This is a genomic window from Pseudomonas urmiensis (genome assembly GCF_014268815.2).
GTDB classification, from domain to species: domain Bacteria; phylum Pseudomonadota; class Gammaproteobacteria; order Pseudomonadales; family Pseudomonadaceae; genus Aquipseudomonas; species Aquipseudomonas urmiensis.
The window spans coordinates 4,923,308-4,942,863 of record NZ_JABWRE020000001.1 but is presented as its reverse complement, the minus strand read 5'-3'; the positions used below and the strand labels follow the sequence as shown (position 1 = coordinate 4,942,863).

The window sequence follows — 19,556 nt, the reverse complement described above, 5'->3', positions numbered from 1 at the left end:
AATGTGAGAACTCCCGGCGTGACCAGTGGTTTGGCAAATGGCCATCAGTCAGCGGTATGCTAGTCGGGATCAAGAGGAGTGTTGATGAGTAAAGTCAATGTGCTGGTTGTGGATGACGCGCCGTTCATCCGTGACCTGGTAAAGAAGTGCCTGCGCAATGCCTTCCCCGGCATGGTCATCGAAGACGCGGTCAACGGTCGCAAGGCCATGGCGATGCTGAGCAAGGAAACCTACGACCTGGTCCTGTGCGACTGGGAGATGCCGGAGATGTCTGGCCTCGAACTGCTCACCTGGTGCCGCCAGCAGCCTGAAATGAAAGCCCTGCAGTTCATCATGGTGACCAGCCGCGGTGACAAGGAAAACGTTATTCAGGCGATTCAGGCCGGCGTTTCCGACTTCGTCGGCAAACCGTTCACCAACGAGCAGCTGCTGACCAAGGTGAAGAAGTCGCTGAGCAAGATCGGCAAGCTGGACAGCCTGCTGGCAGGTGGGCCGGCGCGGGTCAATTCGGCGTTCGCCAACGATTCGCTCAGCGCCCTGACCGGTGGACGGCCTGAAGCGGCCAAAGTCGCGCCAGCGCCGGCTCCAGCAGCTGCCAAACCGCTGATCAATGCCCCGACACCGCGTACGGCGGCTGCCGCTGCGCAGAGCGGGCGCGGCCAAGGCCAGTTGCGTTTGTCCAGCGGCACCCAGCAATGCGTGATCAAGGCGTTGAGCCTCAAGGAGGCGCTGCTGGTCGTGCGTCGTAGCGCCAATCTGCCACAAGTGTTGGAAGGCGCGGTGCTGGACCTGGAGCAGGGTGAGAACGCCGAGGTGGCGCGGCTCAACGGCTATCTGCATGCCGTAGCAGCGCTGGAGCCCAAGCCAGAGAGCGACTGGTTGCAGCTGACGTTCAAGTTCGTCGACCAGGATGCGCAGAAGCTCGACTACCTGTCGCGGCTGATTGCCCGCGGGACTACCCAGAAGCACTTCACCCCGGGCGCTTGAGCGCCGGTTCAGGACTCATCGCGGGGCAAGCCCAGCTCGTGGCAGCGAGCTTGCCCCGCGATGAGGCGCGCACTGCCTGATCCAGGCGACCAACTGCACCTACACCCCGGTACTGGGCTGCTAGGCTTCGACAGATCTAACCTGTCAAAAAGCCACTATCATGCCCAGCCGCCTGCTGCTGTTTTGTGCCTTGCTCCTGGCCTCAGCGTCGAGCCTGGGCATGACCATCTACAAGACCACTGACGAATTCGGAGTGGTGTCCTATTCCGAGCGGCCGAGCGCGGGCGCCAAACCTCTGATTTTCCGCGAACCGATGGTCGAACGTTTGGAAGGCCAGGTACGCCTAAACACTGAGGCCTTCGCAGGAGGCGTTCGGTTTTCGGCGCGTAACGAGCTATTCGCACCTGTTGAGGTCGAGTTACGACTGCTGCGCCTGAGCAATGCCCTTGGCGGCAATGCACCGCGTATTGTCCGGCGCGTGCTACCGCCGCGCTCGACCCAGGTGCTAAGCGTGGTGAAGGTGCGGCCAGGCGCGAAGCTGGGCTATCAGAGCAAGTTGAACTATGCCATGGGCGACCCGGTGCAGCGCCCCCAGGCGTTTCGCTACCCGTTCCCCTGGCGGGGTGGGCCATTCCGTCTGACCCAAGGGCCGAACGGTCGCTACAGCCATTTTGGCGCCAAAGGCCGCTACGCCATGGACATTGCCATGCCTGAAGGTACGCCTATCGTCGCGGCGCGTGGCGGGGTGGTGGTGAAGATTGAGAACAGCCAGAGCGGCCGCGGCACCCATCCTTCCGGCAATTTTGTGCGCATCCTGCACCCGGACGGCACCATGGGGGTGTACCTGCACCTGATGCGCGGATCGGTGCTGGTGGGGGAAGGTCAGCGGGTGGGGCAGGGCGAGGTCCTGGCCAAGTCGGGCAATACCGGTAACAGCAGCGGGCCGCACCTGCATTTTGTCGTGCAGCGTAATGTCGGGTTGTCGCTGGAGTCGATTCCGTATCAGTTCGACCGGCCGCTTGGCGGGCTACCGAATTTCACTGCCGGTAACCCCTGAGAATGGGGGGCCGCTTTACAGCCCCATTTGGTGCAAGGCAGCGAGGTATCTGGGCTGCCTGTAGGAGCTGGCTTGTCGGGGCGCCGAACCGCTGCGATGGGCCGCAAAAAAGCGGCCCCAACGGGTCAGTCGAGCTTGAGCACCTTGGCCAGCACGATCTTCGGCCCTTTCATCTTCTTGATGATGATCCGCAGCCCTTCGACCTCGAGCAGTTCTTCTTCCTCAGGCACCCGCTTGAGCGTCTCGTACACCAAGCCTGCCAGGGTCTCCGCCTCGATGTGGTCAAGGTCCACGCCGAGCAAACGCTCGACCTTGAACAGCGGTGTATCACCACGCACCAGCAATTTGCCTGGCTGGTAAGCGAGGATGCCGCGCTCGGTCTTGCGGTGCTCGTCCTGAATGTCGCCAACCAGCACTTCCAGTACGTCCTCCATGGTCAGGTAACCGATCACCTTGCCATCGGCTTCCTCGACCAGCACGAAGTGTGCACCGCCCTTGCGGAACTGCTCCAGCAGCTGCGACAGCGGCATGTGGCGGGACACACGCTCCAGCGGCCGGCACAAGTCTTCCAGGTCGATGGTGCCGGGGATGTGGTCCAGGTCGGCCAGCTCCAGCAACAGGTCCTTGATGTGCAAGAGGCCGGTGAACTCCTCACGCTCGGCGTCGTACACCGGGTAACGGCTGAACTTGTGCCGGCGGAACATCGCCAGGATTTCCTTCAGCGGCGCCTTGGCATCGAGGCTGATCATGTCTTCGCGGGAGTTGGCCCAGTCGACCACTTCCAGCTCGCCCATCTCCACGGCCGAGGCCAGCACGCGCATGCCTTGGTCGCTAGGGTCCTGGCCGCGGCTGGAGTGCAGGATCAGCTTGAGCTCTTCGCGGCTGTAGTGATGCTCATGGTGCGGCCCAGGCTCGCCCTGGCCAGCAATGCGCAAGATGGTGTTGGCGCTGGCGTTGAGCAGGTAGATGGCCGGGTACATCGCCCAGTAGAACACGTACAGCGGCACTGCAGTCCACAGCGATAGCAGCTCGGGTTTGCGGATCGCCCACGACTTGGGCGCCAGCTCGCCGACCACGATATGCAGGTAGGAGATGACGAAGAAGGCGACGAAGAACGAAATGCCCTTGATCAACTCTGGCGTATCGACGCCAAGGTAGGCCAGCAGCGGTTCGAGCAAGTGGGCGAACGCAGGTTCACCGACCCAGCCCAAGCCCAGCGAGGCCAGGGTGATACCCAGCTGGCAGGCCGACAGGTAGGCATCCAGTTGGTTGTGCACCTTGCGCAGGATGCTGCCACGCCAGCCATGCAGTTCGGCGATCGACTCGACGCGGGTGGAGCGCAGCTTGACCATGGCGAACTCGGCGGCAACGAAAAAGCCGTTGAGCAAGACCAGGAACAGCGCAAAAAGAATCATGCCGAAGTCGGCAAACAGAGAGGTGAAGCTGATACCAGGGGAAGGGTCCATGATGGGGTTTTACGGGGTCCGTCTTCGAAAAGGATGAAAAACAAGTGCCAGCAGAGGCTGGCACAGGACAGCCAATGTAGCGGCTGAGGCCGCAAAAGCAAAGGGTATGCTGCGGTGGAGCTGGCTGGTCGGGGCGCCGAAGCGCTGGGATGGACCGCGTAGCGGCCCCAGCGATGCTTGGCGCTTATGCTTTGTTGGACACCAGCTGTCCCGGCGCAAAGTGGCAGGTAAAGGTACTGCCATGCCCCAGTACACTGCTGATCTCCAACCGGCCACGATGGCGCAACAGCACATGCTTGACGATCGCCAAGCCCAGCCCGGTGCCGCCAGTGTTGGAGTTGCGGCTCGAGTCGACCCGGTAGAAACGCTCGGTCAGGCGCGGCAAATGCTTGGCATCGATGCCCATCCCCGAGTCTTGTACCGACAGATGCGCGCCTTGCTCGTCCGCCCACCAACGAATACGGATGTGGCCTTCATCCTGGGTGTACTTGACCGCATTGAACACCAGGTTGGAAAACGCGCTACGCAGCTCCGACTCGCTGCCCTTGAGATGAACCCCGGGCGCCGCCTCCAGGCTGATCCGCTGGTTACGCGGCCCGGACAATGCCTGTGCATCGCTCTTGATCGCGTTGAGCAGGGCATCCACCGCCACTGGCTGGTTGTCCGAGGGGTAGTCGGTGGCTTCGAGCTTGGCCAACAGCAGCAGGTCGTTGAGCAGGGTCTGCATGCGTGAGCCTTGCTGGCTCATCTGCTGCAGCGCCCGGCTCCAACGCGGGTTGACGTCTTCGACGTTGTCCAGCAGCGTCTCCAGGTAGCCGGTGATCACCGTCAGTGGCGTGCGCAACTCATGGGAGACGTTGGCGACGAAGTCTTTGCGCATCTGTTCGAGCTGATGGATGCGCGTGACATCGCGTACCAGCATCAGATGCTCGTTGTTGCCATACCGGGTGATATGCAGCTGGACCCGCATGCGGTCGTTGATCGGCGAGGGGATTTCCAGCGGTTCGAGGTAGTTCTCCGCTTCGAAGTATTCCTTGAAGCGCGGGTGACGGACCAGGTTGGTCACCTGCTGGCCGCCGTCCTGCGGGGTCTTGAAGCCCAGCAGGGTCTCGGCTGCGCGGTTCCACCATTCCAGGTTGCCATCGCTGTCGAGCATGATCACCGCATCGCGCAACGCGGCGGTGGACTCCTGGACCCGGTCGATCACGGCCTGCAGCCGGCCGCGCACACGTTGGTCGCGCCGTTGCAGGTGATAGATGCTGTCGAACACTTCACCCCACAAGCCGTAGCCGTCGGGTGGTGCTTCGTCGGGTTGATGGTTGCGCAGCCAGTCGTGCAGGCGCAGCAATTGCTTGAGGGTCCAACCCAGGTAGAGCGCCAGGCCAAGGGCCAGGCTCCAGCCGTAATAGCCGCTGATCAACCCGCCGATCAGGCAGACGGTGATCAACAGCAGCAGGTGACGAATCAGGGTCGCGTGCCAGTTCTGGTTCAATTGACGGTCCTTGTACAGCGGCGTGCAGCTAGGCGCTCGGGCTTCGATCAGCTCTTGGTCGAGAAGCGATAGCCGGTGCCCCGGACGGTTTGTACCAGATTTTCGTAGGCCTCACCCAGCGCTTTGCGCAGGCGACGGATGTGCACGTCGACGGTGCGCTCCTCGACATAGACGTTGCCGCCCCAGACCTGGTCGAGCAACTGGCCACGGGTATAGGCGCGCTCCTGGTGGGTCATGAAGAACTGCAGCAGGCGGTATTCGGTGGGGCCCATCTCGGCCGGCTTGCCATCGATGGTCACCCGGTGGCTGATCGGGTCGAGCAGCAGGCCGCCGACTTCGATTGGCGCTTCGCTGTCGCTGGGGCCGGTGCGGCGCAGCACGGCCTTGAGCCGAGCCACCAGTTCACGCGGCGAGAAGGGTTTGGTGATGTAGTCGTCGGCGCCGACTTCCAGGCCCTGGATCTTGTTGTCCTCTTCACCCTTGGCGGTCAGCATGATGATCGGGATGTCGCCCGTCAGCTCGTCGCGCTTGAGGCGGCGGGCCAGCTCGATGCCGGAGGTGCCCGGGAGCATCCAGTCGAGTAGGATCAGGTCTGGCTTGCGGTCGACGATGATGGCGTGGGCCTGTTGCGAATTCTCCGCTTCCAGGCAGTCGTAGCCGGCCATTTCCAACGCAACGGCGATCATCTCGCGAATCGGTGCCTCGTCGTCGACGATCAGAATGTTCCTGCCAACCATGCTCAAAACCTCTCCTGGATACGGTGTCTTGGCCCGCATTAGATAACGGAATTATTGCAGTCGTGTGACATGTCGTGGGCCGTTGCGGCAAGTATTGATGACTGAGCTAGGCTTTAAATCCCACACCCGAACAAAAACGGTGAAATCCAATGACACGAAAAACGCTGAACTGGATGGCCCTTTTCGCTGTGCTGGCACTGCCGGGCGTGGCATCTGCCCACCATGCCATGGAGAAAGATGGCATGTGGGTCGACCATGACGGCATGACGCTGTACACGTTCGACAAGGATGCCGGCGGCAAGTCCATGTGCAATGGCGATTGTGCCAAGAACTGGCCGCCGTTGATGGTCAAGCCGGATGATGAGGCGGCCAAAGGCAAGTGGACCCATATCACCCGCGACGATGGCAGCATGCAGTGGGCCTATGACGGCAAGCCGCTGTATACCTTCGTCAAGGACAAGAAGGCAGGGGAGACCACGGGTGATGGCATGAAGGACGTTTGGCACGTAGCCAAACCCTGAAGCGCGTTTTCTGGCGATTTTGCGGTGTGGGAGCGGGCTTGCCCGATAACGGCGGTGAACCCGGTATCGTCATCGCGGGGCAAGCCCGCTCCCACGCATTACGCCTAGATGCGGACTGTGGATTCAGCGCAACGCGTAGTCCAGCACCACCCCAATGAACACCAGTAACCCCGCCCAGTGATTGTGCAGAAACGCCTTGAAGCACGAGTCGCGATCGAGCTTGCGCGTCGACCAGAACTCCCAGGCAAAGCACAACGCCGCACCCATCAGCCCCAGGTGGTACCAACCGCCCAGCTCGAACTGGTTACCCGCCAGCAGCAAGCAGCCCAGCGACAGCATCTGCAAGGTCAGGATGATCGCCCGATCTGCTTCGCCGAACAGGATGGCGGTGGATTTCACGCCGATCTTGAGGTCGTCATCACGATCGACCATCGCGTAATAGGTGTCGTAACCCACCGTCCACAGCAGGTTGGCGATGTACAACAGCCAGGCGCTGGCCGGCAGCTCGCCGCCCGCTGCGGTGAAGGCCATCGGGATACCCCAGGAGTACGCCGCGCCCAGCACCACCTGTGGGTAGTAGGTGTAGCGTTTCATAAACGGGTAGCAGAACGCCAAAGCCACCGCGCCGAACGACAGCCACACCGTGCGCGCATTGGTGCACAGCACCAGCAGGAAGCTCACCCCCACCAGGATCGCGAACAGCACCAGCGCCTCTCGCGATTTCACTCGGCCGCTGGCAAGGGGGCGGTCGGCGGTGCGTTTGACGTGGCCATCGACCTTGCGATCGGCAAAATCATTGATGCAGCAACCCGCCGCGCGCATCAGGACCACGCCAAGGCCGAAGATCAGTACGTTGGCAACGCTAGGCGAGCCATTGCCGGCGATCCACACCGCAGCCAGGGTCGGCCATAACAGCAGGTAGATGCCAATGGGTCGGTCCATGCGGCTCAGTTGGACGAAGTCCCAGGCGCGTGGGTGCAGGCGGTTGAGCGACTTGAGCAGTTGCAGGTACATCAGCGGTTGTCCTCCTTGTCCGCTTGCCACAGCGCCGGTAGGAACACTTCGGCCACCAGCAGGTCGAGGCCATCGCGCTCAAAGCGCGAGCGCCGGCCCCACAGGCCGTTCTCGGCAGTTTCAGGCGGCAGCCAGGCCTGTGGATAAGTACACACTTGCAGGGGGTGGCGCACGAACGCCTGGTCGCAGAACAGCAGCTCGCCGAGCGAGCGACTGCCGAGCGTTTCCAGATCCAGGCCACCACGCTCCAAGGCGCTGCGTGCGGCCACGCTGCGGGCGAATACCCACGGCTGGCCGTGGCCGCGCAGGTACACCTCGCGCACCCAGCCTTGCGCGCCTGGCTCAAGGTTCAGGGCCTGGCATTCATCATCACGCAGGGGCTGCCAGCCCTCGAACAGCGGGGTGACGCAGAAGTGATCGTGGGACAGGGCGGTCAGACGGCGGGTCAGAGAACCCTCGTCGAAGAGCCAGTCGAGGGTAGGCTGGTCGATGTCGGCAGCCAGCTGTGAATACGCCAGCCACGCGACAGCGGCTGCTTGCGAGGATTCGTACGACACGTCGGTATGCTTGTTACAGCCAGAGAGGCGGCGAGCTTAGCATGTTTGCCCGTGCTGCTTGCATACTGCTGGCAGGGCCAGTACAAAGCCCCCTGGCTGCCGCGCACGCCAAGAATCTGCAGTCGCGGGCAAGCCTGCTACACGCTTGCCTTGTGGTTCGGGACAACGTGGCAGCGAGTTTGCCCCGCGATAGCCCTACAAAGCGGCGGCGCCAAGCCTGAGCCTGACGAGGAGGTATTGATGAAGAAGTGGCAATGTATTGTCTGTGGCCTGATCTACGACGAAGCCGAAGGTTGGCCGGATGACGGCATCGCTCCAGGCACGCGCTGGGAAGATGTACCCGAAGATTGGCTGTGCCCAGACTGCGGCGTGGGCAAGATGGACTTCGAAATGATCGCCATCGGCTGATCGCAACCCTATTCAACGAACGAGGAAGCACGACATGACGTCCCCTGTGGTGATCATTGGTACCGGCCTTGCGGGCTACAACCTGGCCCGGGAGTTTCGCAAGCTCGATGGCGAAACGCCGCTGTTGCTGATCACTGCCGACGACGGTCGTTCTTACTCCAAGCCGATGTTGTCCACCGGCTTTGCCAAGGACAAGGACGCCGAGGGCCTGGTCATGGCCGAACCTGGCGCCATGGCCGAGCAGCTCAAGGCCGAGATCCGCACCCACACCCGCATCAGCGGCATCGACCCTGGCCACAAGCGTTTGTGGATCGGTGAGGAAGCGGTCGAGTACCGCGACCTGATCCTGGCCTGGGGCGCGCAGACCGTACAGGTGCCGATCGAAGGCGATGCTGGCGAGTGGGTGTTCCCGATCAACGACCTGGAGGACTATGCGCGCTTTCGCGCCGCGGCCGCAGGCAAGCGTCGGGTGCTGATCCTGGGCGCTGGCCTGATCGGCTGCGAGTTCGCCAATGACATGAGCCTGGGCGGATTTCAGGTCGACCTGGTCGCACCCTGCGAGCAGGTGATGCCGACCTTGCTGCACCCGGCGGCCGCTGGCGCGGTCCAGGCTGGCCTTGAGCGCTTGGGTGTGCGTTTGCACTTGGGCCCGGTATTGACTCGTTTGCAGCGTGTGGCTGATGGCCTGGAGGCGCACCTGTCGGACGGCGGTGTAATTGCTTGCGATCTGGTGGTCTCGGCCATCGGCCTGCGTCCACGCACCGACCTGGCCGCCGCTGCCGGGTTGCAGGTCAATCGCGGGGTGGTGGTGGATCGCGAGCTGCGCACTTCACACGCCAACATCTTCGCCTTGGGAGACTGCGCCGAAGTCGCGGGGATCAACCTGTTGTACGTGATGCCATTGATGACCTGTGCGCGTGCTCTAGCGCAAACCCTGTCCGGCAAACCTACGGCAGTCGCCTATGGGCCAATGCCGGTCACCGTGAAGACCCCGGTTTGCCCGTTGGTAGTCTCGCCACCACCACAAGGCCGTGAGGGTAACTGGCAGGTCGAAGGGCAGGGCGCTGATCTCAAAGTGCTGTGCCGCGATGCGCAGGGCAACCTCTTGGGCTACGCCTTGACCGGCACGGCCGTGATGGAAAAGCTGGCGCTAAATCGGCAGTTACCGCCACTCATGGCGTAAACGGCGGGCGTTCTGTCGGGTTTACCTTGTTGTTGAAGGCACATTGGCCGCCCAGACACTGGCGCGGTCCCTATCGGCGTGCCATTCTCAGTCGCGTCTGCCGCAGTTTAGAGCCTGCGGCGCCTTGAGCGCTGCTTTGCCAAGCAGCACGGCAATAACAACAAGAATTCCCGTCCAAGAGGCTTCACTATGCGTAAACCAGAACTCGCCGCCGTCATCGCAGAAAAGACCGATTTGACCAAGGAAAAGGCCAATCAGGTGCTGAATGCGATCCTAGACAGCATCACGGGTGCCCTCGACAAGGACACCGTCACCTTGGTCGGCTTTGGCACTTTCGAGAAGCGTCATCGTGGTGCCCGCACCGGCAAGAACCCGCAGACCGGCCAGCCGGTCAAGATCAAAGCCAGCAACACTGTTGCCTTCAAACCTGGCAAGAACCTGAAAGACAGCGTGAATCCGCCTGCTGCTGCGGCCAAATCCGCAAAGAAAAAGTAATCACTGGTTAATGCTTCAACTGTGATCCGAACGGGCGCCCAAGTGGCGCCCGTTGTGCTTTACACGCGGTAACTGTGGCGAACTTGCATAAACAGGTCGGGATAAGGATAAACTGCGCGACTCAGTCATTTTTCAATCGAGGCGCGTCGATGAAGTTTCGTTTTCTTCTCTGGGCCATGGGGCTGCTGATGGCTCGGGCCAGTCGCAATAACCCGGCGTTCCAGCAGCAATTGCGCGACAAGGAGCTGGTGTTCCAGATGCAGACGCTCGATGGCAAGGTCGCTCGGCATTTCCTAGTCAGTAACGAGCGGATCAGTAGCAAGGGCGGCCAGCACCCGCAGCCGGCGTTTGCCATTGCCTTCAAAGACGCCGCGTATGGCTTTGCCACCCTGCAGGCGAGCAATAAGCAATTGGCGTTCATGCAGGGCATTCAGGACAAGAGCATCCAGATCAAGGGCAACCCGGCGCTGGTGATCTGGTTCCAGGGCTTGATGAAGTACCTGAAGCCGAAAAAGAACAAGGCCTGAGAGTATGGGCCGTCCAAGCGGCCCCAATTATCAACTCAGTGCGGCGTCTGGAACTGCGAAGCCAATTCGCGCAACAGCGCCTCTGCCTCCAGCACCTTGCTGACCACATCTTCAGCCTTGTCCCGGCTCAGCCCCAGACGCTCGAACAGCGCATCCGGAATCTCCTCCTGCGGCCCCGAGCCAATCCCGCGCGAGCGCAGCAGGCGCGTAGCCAGGCAAACCAGATTCGGATAGGCCGACAACTCGCCATCGTAGAATGGGTCGTGCTGGAAACGCAGGGCGGTGCGCAGCTCATCTGGCATATCCCACAGCTTCATCAACCAGGCGCCGATCTGCTCACGGCTGATGCCCAGCAGATGCTGCTCGACGTAGGTATGGCACAGGTGCGGATTGACCTCCAGATGGCGGCAGATCAGCGAGAAGTGCGGCGGGAATACATGCGCCAGCAGCAGGTAGCCAAAGTTGTGCAGCAGGCCGGCCAGGTAGGTCAGGCCGCTTTCGGGGCGCTCGGCGCGGGGCATGGCGCGGGTCAGGCCCTCGATGACGGCAGCGGTGTAGATCGACTGCTGCCAGTACGGGGTTGCCTGTTGCGGATGGTCTTTCGGCAGGCTCAAGGTCTTGCCCAGGGCCAGGCCCAGGGCAAGGTTGATCACCAGGTCAAAGCCCAGCACGCGCACGATGGCGTCTTCCACCGAGCGGATCTTGCCGGGCGAGGCGTAGTAGGGCGATGCCGCCCAGCTGACGACTTGGGCGGCCAGGGCTGGATCGGTCTCGACCACGCCGGTGATGTCATCGATGCTGGCATTGGGGTCGACGCGCAGCTTGATGATCTTCTGTGCGGTGTCGGCCAGCGGCGGGATCTCGATGGTCTCTTCGAGACGTTTCTGGATCCGCCGGGCGGTGAAGTTCTCCACAGCCTGGGTGATCTCATGGCGGTCATCGTCCGGGCGATCGAGGTTTGGCCGAATGTCTTTGAGCTCCTGGCCAAAGCTGCTGGCGCTGGCTTTGGCGAGTAACCTCTTGAAGTCTTTTTGTTCGATCTCCAGCAACAGGCCCGCTTCCCCGGAGTGAATCCGCACGGTTTCGGCATCCAGCAGGCTCTTTTCGTACTGGCATGGCGAACTGGTCAATGCCGGGATGGCTGGCAGGGTCTTGAGCTGATGCTTGTCGAGCATGTGCTTGAGCCGCTCAACCGGAACGGCGGTGAGTTTGCGGCCAGTCAGCTCGGTCAGGCGATTCAGGTCCAGCAGCTGGCTCTGCGGGAACAGCACCATCAAGGCGCCGATCTCATCGTCGAGCAATACCGCCTGAACGCGTGAGGCGGCGGGCAACGACGGGTGCTCAGGCACTTCGCGGTAGGCTACGCCGAGTTTTTCGAGCAACAGCCGGATGACAGACGGTGCGTGTAGGGTTGCGGTGTCCAGGGCAACTTCAGTCATGGTCTGTATCCAAGAAATTCTTTAAACGCAAAGTATAACCAGCCTGACCGACAGACTGGATCCATTCCGAGAGCTGCGTCACACCTGGCCATATTGCTGGCCGTGGCGCAACCAACGGTCGAGCAGCGGGCTGACATGATCCGGCCAGCGCGCCAACAGCGCCTGGGCGGCGTCGCGCACCGACGGCAGCAGGTCGGCATCGCGCATCAGGTCGGCGACCTTGAACTGTAGCAGGCCGGTCTGGCGGGTTCCGAGCATCTCGCCGGGGCCGCGCAGTTCCAAGTCCTTTTCGGCGATGATGAAGCCGTCGTTGGTTTCCCGCATGATGCCCAGACGTTCGCGGCCGATCTGCGACAGGGGCGGGTGATAGAGCAATACGCAGTGGCTGGCCGCACTGCCTCGGCCGACCCGTCCGCGCAGCTGGTGCAGCTGGGCCAGGCCCAGCCGTTCAGGGTTCTCGATGATCATCAGGCTGGCGTTAGGGACATCCACGCCCACCTCGATCACCGTGGTCGCCACCAGCAACTGCAAGTTGCCGGCCTTGAACTCGGCCATCACAGCGGCTTTCTCGGCAGGCTTCATACGGCCGTGGATCAGCCCTACGCGCAGCTCGCCCAAGGCGCTGCCGAGGTCTTCGTAGGTGCTCTCAGCCGCTTGGCAGGTGAGCTCTTCGGATTCTTCGATCAGCGTGCACACCCAGTATGCCTGTCGGCCTTCAGCGCAGGCGGCGCGGACCCGCTCAACCACTTCGAAGCGGCGGCTGTCGGCGACCAGCACGGTATTGACCGGCGTTCGACCGGGCGGCAGCTCGTCGAGGATCGAGGTGTCCAGGTCGGCGTAGGCGCTCATCGCCAGGGTTCGCGGGATCGGTGTGGCGGTCATGATCAGCTGGTGCGGGCAGAGCTCGCCGGCGACGCCTTTCTTGCGCAGGGCCAGGCGCTGCTGGACGCCGAAGCGGTGCTGTTCGTCGATGATCGCCAGGGCCAGGTGCTTGAACTGAACCTCGTCCTGGAACAGCGCATGGGTGCCGACCACCATCGGTGTGCCACCGGCAATCTGCTCCAGGGCGCTGGCGCGGGCCTTGCCCTTGAGCTTGCCTGCCAGCCAGGCAACTTCGATGCCCAGCGGCTCCAGCCAGCGCTTGAAGGTGATGAAATGCTGTTCGGCGAGGATCTCGGTCGGTGCCATCAGGGCCACCTGATACCCGGCTTCCAAGGCCTGCAAGGCGGCAAGGGCGGCAACCACGGTCTTGCCGGCACCGACATCGCCCTGAACCAGGCGCATCATCGGCTCACCCTGGCTGAGGTCGTAGGCGATCTCGTTGCCGACCCGTTGCTGGGCTCCGGTGGGGGCGAAGCCGAGGTTGGCCAGGTACTGCGCGGGCAGGCGGCTGGGCTTGGGCAAGACCGGTGCACGTAACGCGCGCAGGCTTTCGCGCAGGCGCTGCTGAGACAGCTGATGGGTCAGCAGTTCTTCGAAGGCCAGCCGGTGTTGGGCCCAATGATGGCCCAGGGCGAGCTCTTCGAGGTCGGCGTCGGCGGGCGGGTTGTGCAGGTAGCGAATGGCATCATCCAGCGGTGCCAGGTGATAGTCGTTGGCCAGTTCATGCGGCAGCCAGTCGGGCAGGCTACGAGGGCCGAGCAGGGTCAGGCTCTGCTGGCAGAGCTGGCGCAGGCGTTGCTGGGTCAGACCCTCGGTGGTCGGGTAGATCGGCGTCAAGGTCTGCTCTACCGGCGGCGCCGGCTCGCTGCCATTGAGCGCGCGATATTCCGGGTGATAGATCTCCAGGCCCGAAGCGCCCGGACGGGCCTCGCCGTAGCAGCGCAGGTGCGTGCCGCGCTTGAGGCCTTCTTTCTGGGCGTTGCTGAAGTGGTAGAAGCGCAGGCTCAGCACGCCCGTGCCGTCACCCAGGCGCACCACCAGGCTGCGGCGCTTGCCCATGGTCACATCGGTGCCGCTGACCACGCCTTCGATGACTGCATCCTGGCCAGGCCTTAGCTGGCCGATGGGAACTACGCGGGTACGGTCCTGGTAGCGCAGGGGCAAGTGGAACAGCACATCCTGCAGGTTCTCAAGGCCGACCTTGGCGAGCTTCTCCGCCATCGCCTCGCCGACGCCTTTGAGTTCGGTGACCGGGACCTTCGACAGCTCGCTCATGGGTCAGGCCGGTTGTTCCACGGCGGCCGGCTTGGCTACCGAGCACAGGCGGATCGAGTCAGCCAGGATCTCGATCGCTTTCGGTCGCGGGAAGCTGGCGCGCCAGGCAATCGCCACGGTGCGGAACGGCGCCGGGGCGGTCAGTGGGCGTACTTCGATCACGCCTGGCGCGTAATGGTGGCTGTGTACCGCCGACAACGGCAGGATCGATATGCCCAGGCCGGAGGCGACCATGTGGCGGATGGTTTCCAGCGAGCTGGACTCCACAGTGGTGTGCTTGGAGCCTTCGCCACCCTTGTTCAGGGTCGGGCAGGCTTCCAGGACCTGGTCGCGGAAGCAGTGACCTTCGCCCAGCAGCAGCAGGCTCTTGTCATTGAGCATGGCGGTGTCGATGGTCTTTTTCGCGGTCCACGGGTGGTCGGCCGGCATCAGCGCGCAGAACGGCTCGTCGTACAGCGGCAGGGTCAGCACGTCGGCTTCATTGAACGGCAGGGCGATGATCACCGCGTCCAGTTCGCCGTTGCGCAGCTTCTCGCGCAGGACATGGGTGAAGTTCTCTTCGATGTACAGCGGCATCTGCGGGGCGACCCGGTGCAGCTGCGGAATCAGGTGCGGGAACAAGTACGGGCCAACGGTATAGATAGCACCGACTTTCAGCGGAGCGGTCAGCTGGTTCTTACCCGCCTGGGCCAGTTCGCGAATCCCTTGGGCTTGCTCCAGGACCTTCTGCGCCTGGGCAACGATGCTTTCGCCGACCGGGGTCAGGCGCACCGCGCTCTTGCTGCGCTCGAAGATCAGTACGCCCAGCTCGTCCTCAAGCTTCTTGACACCGACGGACAGGGTCGGCTGGCTGACATGGCAACGCTCGGCGGCGTGACCGAAGTGCTGCTCCTGGGCGAGGGTGACGATATAGCGGAGTTCTGTGAGGGTCATAACGTGCGTCCATGAAGTTGCGGCCCCAGCATAGCGGGTGCAATCGATAGACGCACGTTATCAGACTTGCCGTTTTGTGACAGAAACAAAGTATCAGCGTTTGTCCAGCGAGTAGACGAAAGGTGCTACCACTTCGATCGAGCCATTATTCAGCAATTCTGCCGGCGGCTTAGGCACAGTGCCGGCTCGACGGATCATCTCCAGGGTGGCCCGGTCCAGGGCTGCGCTGCCAGAGCCACCGGCCAGCGAGTAGGACACGACCTTACCTTCGGCATCGACTACGAAGCGCAGGCGGTTGATGCCCTGCAAACCGCGACGGCGAGCGTCTTCCGGATAGCGCTTGTACTTCGCCAAGTGGCGCAGCAGGTCGCTTTGCCAGGTCGGCAAGGCGTTGCTGTTGGACGCGATGCTCGGTGCTGGCGCTGCCGATTTCTGCGGTGGCGCATTGCTCGGCGGCGTATCGGCAACCTCTTGGTCAACCGGAGGCTCATCTTTCGGCGGCTCAGGCTTTTTCTCAGGCTTGGGCGGCTGTGGCTTGGCCTTGGGCTTGGGCGGCTTGGCGATGGCGATCTTCGGTTTAGGCGCTTCTACCAGTTTCGGCAGCGGCGGTTCTTCAACCGGGGCCGGTGGTTGCGGTGCGACTTTTGGGGGTGGTGGCGGCGCTGGCTCAGGCAGCGGTGCCAGTTCGACCATCATCGCTGCCGGAGGCAGCTCGATGGCTTGGGGCACCGACCAATTGAGCGTCAGCAGCACAGCGACGGCATGGAGACCCAGCACGATCGCCAAGCTGCCGCTGTAACGCGCCAGATTGTGCCGCGTCTTGGTCATTTTTTGGCTGCCGTCTCGAGACCTACCAGACCGACTTTGAGGTAGCCGGCCGCGCGCATGTTGTTCATCACTTCCATCAGGTCACCATAATCCACGCCTTTGTCGGCCTGGAAGAAGATGGTGGTTTCCTTGTCGCCCTTGGTCTTGGCGTCGAGCATCGGGCCAAGCTGGTCGGGTTGGGCAACCTGATCGTCGCCGACGTAGAGCTTCTGGTCGGCCTTGACGCTGACGAACACCGGTTTCTCCGGCCTCGGCGCCGGCTTGGCGGTGGAGGCGGGCAGGTCGACCTTGATGTCGACGGTGGCCAGGGGCGCGGCGACCATGAAGATGATCAGCAGGACCAACATCACGTCGATGAACGGCGTGACGTTGATTTCGTGGTTTTCGGCGAGGTCGTCGCCACCTTCGTTGAGATGCAGGCCCATGGCTTACCCCACTTTCACCATGTGCGGGGCGGCGCGCTCGCCACCTTGGTGGTCCAGGTCACGGCTGACCAGCAGCAGAACCTGTGCCGAAGCATCGGACACCTGAGCCTTGTAGCCGGCAATGGAGCGGGCGAAGACGTTGTAGATGACGACCGCCGGGATTGCGGCGACCAGGCCCAGGGCCGTGGCCAGCAGGGCTTCGGCGATACCGGGAGCAACCACCGCCAGGTTGGTGGTCTGGGTCTTGGCGATGCCGATGAAGCTGTTCATGATGCCCCATACGGTACCGAACAGACCGACGAACGGCGCGGTGGAGCCGATGGTAGCCAGCACGCCAGTGCCGCTGCTCATGTTACGGCCGCTGGCGGCAACCAGGCGCTCCAGACGGAAGCTGACGCGCTCCTTGATGCCTTCTTTCTCGCGGGCGTTGGCCGACAGGCGCATTTCTTCCAGCGCATCGTGAACCAGGGTATGGGCCAGGGTGCCTTCCTTGTTGGAGGCTTCGCTGGCTTCCTTGAGGCTGGCGACCTTCTTCAGCACTTCGACTTCGCCGCGCAGACGACGCTTGGCACCCATCAGCTCGAAGCCCTTGGCGATCCAGATGGTCCAGGTGATGATCGAGGCGATGGCCAGGCCGATCATGACGATCTTCACGACGATGTCGGCGTTCTTGTACATGCCCCAAGGGGACAGGTCATGGGCCATACCCAGCGAGGTGTCCTCGACCAGCGCTTCGACGTTCTCGCCTGCTGCGGCCTGGCCATCAGCCACGCTGGCTTGAGTGGCGGCGCCATCGGCAGGGGCCTGGGCAGCTGCGCTGGCGTCTGCAGGAGCAGCGGCGGCGGCCGGAGTGCTGGCCGCCGGGGCGACAGGCTCATCGGCCATGGCGACCGGGGCCAGTACCAGGCTGAACATCAGCGCGGCAATGGCGCGCCATGCGCGCGACGTGGTTGGCGAAGCGGAAGGTTGAGTACGAGTCATGCTGGCCGGACCTGATGAAGAAAATGAGTTGACGTTCACCACGGCCTCGAGGCAGGCCGAGAACAGATAGGGCGCCATTATTGCAAGTAATTCTTGTTAACAAAAGTAATAAGGTTGCTTTTTTTCACCTTTGTCTAGCCGCTGATCGCGTAATCCGGCTAGCCTGACCCTTTGAGAAATGGAGTTTAGAGATGTCGGATTTATCTGCTTTGATCGTCGGCTGCGGGGATGTAGGCGGTCGTCTAGCCCGTCAGTTACTGGCTTGCGGCTGGCAGGTCAGCGGCCTGCGCCGGTCGGTCGAGCAGTTGCCTGAAGGCGTCAGGCCAGTTGCTGCGGACCTGGCCAACAGCAGCATTCCCGCTGCCTGGCCTGAGCAGTCACCTGACTATCTGGTGTACTGCGTGGCTGCCAGCCAGCATGACGAGGCGGGCTATCAGGCGGCCTACGTCGAAGGCTTGCGCAATGTTCTGGAATGGTTGCAAACGCGTGGCCAGCGTCCGCGGCGGCTGCTGTTCGTGTCCAGTAGCAGCGTATTCGCCCAGCAGAATGGCGAGTGGATCGATGAAACCGCTGCGACCGAGCCTGAAGGCTATTCAGGAAGGGTGATGCTTGAGGCAGAGCAATTGGCGCTGCACAGCGGTATCCCGACCAGCCTGGTGCGTTTGACCGGTATTTATGGTCCGGGTCGTGAGTGGCTGCTTAGCCAGGTGCGTCAGGGCTATCGCGTCGCTGAACAGCCCCCGCTGTATGGCAATCGAATCCATGCTGAGGATGCGGCGAGCTTGCTGGCGTACCTGCTGCAGGCGGATGCGCGCGGGGTTGCGTTGGACGACTGCTACATCGGTGTGGATGACGATCCGGCGCCGCTGGCCGATGTGGTCGCCTGGCTGCGCGGCTATATGGGGGTTACCGAGTGGTCGGATGAGCAGCGCGTGCGGCGCACCGGCAGCAAGCGCTGCAGCAATGCACGGGCGCGTGCGTTGGGCTGGGTGCCGCAGTACCCGAGTTATAAAGAGGGCTATGCAGCGATTCTTGAAGGGCGCGAGTGATACAGCTGCTCTGTGGGCTTGCCGGCCCTATCGCGGGACAAGCCCGCTCCTACAGGTTCGCGTTGATCCAGAAGGCGATACATCTGGTGTAGGAGCGGGCTTGCCCCGCGATGGCCTCGCAGTGATCAGCTACGTTCCAGCACCCACTGCCGCGGGCCCGGCGTCAGCTGCGGAATCTCATCGGGCAATGCAGTGTTGACCGCGCGGAAGATCTCCAGCTTGTCACCCTCACGTTTGAAGATGAACGGACCGCCACGCTGATTGCGTTCCAGCCACAGGGTATCGTTCTCTCCCCCCATGGTCGCGCAATCACCTTCCAGGCACAGCGCGTAACGATCAGGCCCTGGTAGGCCGGTCACGCTGCCGTTGTCGGCGAAGCGCACCACGCCGCCGCTACCTTGACCCTCGACGATCTTCCATTCGCCGCCCAGGTACGCTTTATAGAGGGCCTTCTCGAAGCTGCCGCCTAAAGGGGCATCAGCAGGTGCGGGTTGCTCGGGCTTTACAAAATCCTGCTGTTTGCCGTTCGGGTCGGTGACCTGTAGCGCCTTCCCGGACAGCTTGATGCGTTCGATGTAGTTGCGCTCGAACCTGGCTTCCCACTCGTCCCCCACAGCGCTTAGTTGGCCGTCCCCAGCTTCGAAGCCATTGCTGAAGCTGGCCTGCTGGCGGGCAACGTCGAGCTTCCATTCGAACACTGGGCCATGCGCTCTGAGGGCATGGCGCAGGCTGCCACCTTCTGCGGCGGCATCAATGGCGGCCTGGTTGATCCAGGTGCCGTTGTAATCTTCGGGTTTATGGCTGGCGCAGCCGCCCAGGAGCAGGGCCGCCAGCGCGAGAGGCAGGGCTTTACGCATGATGAAAAACCTTGAGGCAGGGAAGGTGACGGGCAGGGCGCCCGTCACCAGGGGCATCACTCGATGACCAGGATCGCGTCCATCTCTACCTGTGCGCCCTTTGGCAGGGCGGCCACGCCAATGGCGGCGCGGGCTGGGTAGGGCTGCTCGAAGTAGCGACCCATGATCTCGTTGACCTTGGCGAAGTGGCTCAGGTCGGTGAGGAAGATGTTCAGCTTGACGATGTCCTTGAACGAGCCGCCAGCAGCCTCGGCCACCGACTTGAGGTTCTCGAACACCTGCACGGTCTGGGCTTCGAAGCCTTCGACCAGTTCCATGGTTTTCGGGTCCAGGGGGATCTGGCCAGACATGTACACGGTGTTACCGGCCTTGATCGCCTGGGAGTAGGTGCCGATGGCGGCTGGGGCCTTGTCGCTGTTGATGACGGTCTTGGTCATGATGAC

The 19,556-nt window shown here is 62.5% G+C and carries 21 protein-coding genes; 8 read left to right on the top strand and 13 right to left on the bottom strand.

Annotated elements, in window-relative coordinates; all coding sequences use genetic code 11:
• Nucleotides 1-84: 84 nt before the first annotated feature.
• Nucleotides 85-987 carry a response regulator gene (locus tag HU737_RS22390; protein WP_186553049.1) on the top strand — a complete coding sequence of 301 codons (903 nt, stop codon included), beginning with the start codon at nt 85-87 and terminating at the stop codon, nt 985-987.
• A 160-nt stretch (nt 988-1,147) separates the two neighbouring features.
• Entirely contained in the window at nt 1,148-2,044 is an 897-nt protein-coding gene (locus HU737_RS22385; RefSeq protein ID WP_186553048.1) for a M23 family metallopeptidase, read from the top strand.
• A gap of 125 nt (nt 2,045-2,169) precedes the next feature.
• On the opposite strand, the gene HU737_RS22380 is transcribed toward HU737_RS22385, so the two are convergent.
• The 3 genes from HU737_RS22380 to phoB form a co-directional block, all read right to left on the bottom strand.
• Nucleotides 2,170-3,510, bottom strand: a complete 1,341-nt coding sequence (locus tag HU737_RS22380; RefSeq protein ID WP_186553047.1) for a hemolysin family protein — start codon at nt 3,508-3,510, stop codon at nt 2,170-2,172.
• Nucleotides 3,511-3,694: 184 nt separating this feature from the next.
• The gene (gene phoR / locus HU737_RS22375) at nt 3,695-5,002 is read right to left on the bottom strand and encodes a phosphate regulon sensor histidine kinase PhoR (RefSeq protein ID WP_186553046.1); all 1,308 of its coding nucleotides are present in this window, start codon (nt 5,000-5,002) and stop codon (nt 3,695-3,697) included.
• 47 nt (nt 5,003-5,049) lie between these two features.
• A complete protein-coding gene (phoB, locus tag HU737_RS22370) occupies nt 5,050-5,739 on the bottom strand; it encodes a phosphate regulon transcriptional regulator PhoB (protein ID WP_003253341.1) in 690 nt (229 codons plus the stop codon).
• A gap of 149 nt (nt 5,740-5,888) precedes the next feature.
• Here phoB and HU737_RS22365 point away from each other — a divergent pair, with 149 nt between their 5' ends.
• Nucleotides 5,889-6,260 carry a COG4315 family predicted lipoprotein gene (locus HU737_RS22365; protein WP_186553045.1) on the top strand — a complete coding sequence of 124 codons (372 nt, stop codon included), beginning with the start codon at nt 5,889-5,891 and terminating at the stop codon, nt 6,258-6,260.
• A gap of 123 nt (nt 6,261-6,383) precedes the next feature.
• Here HU737_RS22365 and ubiA read toward each other — a convergent pair whose 3' ends face one another.
• Both ubiA and HU737_RS22355 read right to left on the bottom strand, forming a co-directional pair.
• Nucleotides 6,384-7,274, bottom strand: coding sequence for a 4-hydroxybenzoate octaprenyltransferase (gene ubiA / locus HU737_RS22360; RefSeq protein ID WP_186553044.1), 891 nt, complete (start codon nt 7,272-7,274; stop codon nt 6,384-6,386).
• Nucleotides 7,274-7,831, bottom strand: coding sequence for a chorismate--pyruvate lyase family protein (locus HU737_RS22355; RefSeq protein ID WP_186553043.1), 558 nt, complete (start codon nt 7,829-7,831; stop codon nt 7,274-7,276). Before HU737_RS22355 ends, ubiA begins: the two co-directional genes overlap by 1 nt.
• A 240-nt stretch (nt 7,832-8,071) precedes the next feature.
• Between HU737_RS22355 and HU737_RS22350 the strand changes: the two genes are divergently transcribed.
• The 4 genes from HU737_RS22350 (at nt 8,072) to HU737_RS22335 (ending at nt 10,444) form a co-directional block, all read left to right on the top strand.
• On the top strand, nt 8,072-8,239 hold the full coding sequence (locus HU737_RS22350) for a rubredoxin (RefSeq protein ID WP_186553042.1): 168 nt from the start codon (nt 8,072-8,074) through the stop codon (nt 8,237-8,239).
• Nucleotides 8,240-8,273: 34 nt separating this feature from the next.
• Nucleotides 8,274-9,422 carry an NAD(P)/FAD-dependent oxidoreductase gene (locus HU737_RS22345; protein WP_186553041.1) on the top strand — a complete coding sequence of 383 codons (1,149 nt, stop codon included), beginning with the start codon at nt 8,274-8,276 and terminating at the stop codon, nt 9,420-9,422.
• Between the two features lie 189 nt (nt 9,423-9,611).
• Complete coding sequence (locus tag HU737_RS22340; RefSeq protein WP_186553040.1) at nt 9,612-9,917, top strand: HU family DNA-binding protein; 306 nt, start codon at nt 9,612-9,614, stop codon at nt 9,915-9,917.
• A gap of 149 nt (nt 9,918-10,066) precedes the next feature.
• The gene (locus HU737_RS22335) at nt 10,067-10,444 is read left to right on the top strand and encodes a helicase (protein ID WP_186553039.1); all 378 of its coding nucleotides are present in this window, start codon (nt 10,067-10,069) and stop codon (nt 10,442-10,444) included.
• A gap of 35 nt (nt 10,445-10,479) precedes the next feature.
• On the opposite strand, the gene HU737_RS22330 is transcribed toward HU737_RS22335, so the two are convergent.
• The 6 genes from HU737_RS22330 to exbB form a co-directional block, all read right to left on the bottom strand.
• Nucleotides 10,480-11,883, bottom strand: coding sequence for an aminoacyl-tRNA deacylase and HDOD domain-containing protein (locus tag HU737_RS22330; protein WP_186553038.1), 1,404 nt, complete (start codon nt 11,881-11,883; stop codon nt 10,480-10,482).
• Nucleotides 11,884-11,961: 78 nt separating this feature from the next.
• Nucleotides 11,962-14,040: an ATP-dependent DNA helicase RecG gene (gene recG / locus HU737_RS22325; protein WP_186553037.1), complete on the bottom strand. Its 2,079-nt coding sequence runs from the start codon at nt 14,038-14,040 to the stop codon at nt 11,962-11,964.
• Nucleotides 14,041-14,043: 3 nt separating this feature from the next.
• Entirely contained in the window at nt 14,044-14,973 is a 930-nt protein-coding gene (locus HU737_RS22320) for a hydrogen peroxide-inducible genes activator (protein WP_186553036.1), read from the bottom strand.
• Nucleotides 14,974-15,066: 93 nt separating this feature from the next.
• Entirely contained in the window at nt 15,067-15,801 is a 735-nt protein-coding gene (locus tag HU737_RS22315; RefSeq protein ID WP_186553035.1) for an energy transducer TonB, read from the bottom strand.
• Complete coding sequence (exbD, locus tag HU737_RS22310; protein WP_186553034.1) at nt 15,798-16,226, bottom strand: TonB system transport protein ExbD; 429 nt, start codon at nt 16,224-16,226, stop codon at nt 15,798-15,800. Before exbD ends, HU737_RS22315 begins: the two co-directional genes overlap by 4 nt.
• 3 nt (nt 16,227-16,229) lie before the next feature.
• Nucleotides 16,230-17,207 (bottom strand): tonB-system energizer ExbB, encoded by a 978-nt coding sequence (exbB, locus tag HU737_RS22305; protein WP_186553033.1) that lies wholly within the window; start codon nt 17,205-17,207, stop codon nt 16,230-16,232.
• Between the two features lie 191 nt (nt 17,208-17,398).
• Between exbB and HU737_RS22300 the strand changes: the two genes are divergently transcribed.
• A complete protein-coding gene (locus HU737_RS22300) occupies nt 17,399-18,256 on the top strand; it encodes an SDR family oxidoreductase (protein ID WP_186553032.1) in 858 nt (285 codons plus the stop codon).
• A 125-nt stretch (nt 18,257-18,381) separates the two neighbouring features.
• Here the strand turns inward: HU737_RS22300 and HU737_RS22295 are convergent, their stop codons facing one another.
• Complete coding sequence (locus tag HU737_RS22295) at nt 18,382-19,113, bottom strand: hypothetical protein (protein WP_186553031.1); 732 nt, start codon at nt 19,111-19,113, stop codon at nt 18,382-18,384.
• Between the two features lie 56 nt (nt 19,114-19,169).
• A complete protein-coding gene (locus HU737_RS22290) occupies nt 19,170-19,550 on the bottom strand; it encodes a RidA family protein (RefSeq protein WP_186553030.1) in 381 nt (126 codons plus the stop codon).
• Nucleotides 19,551-19,556 lie beyond the last annotated feature (6 nt).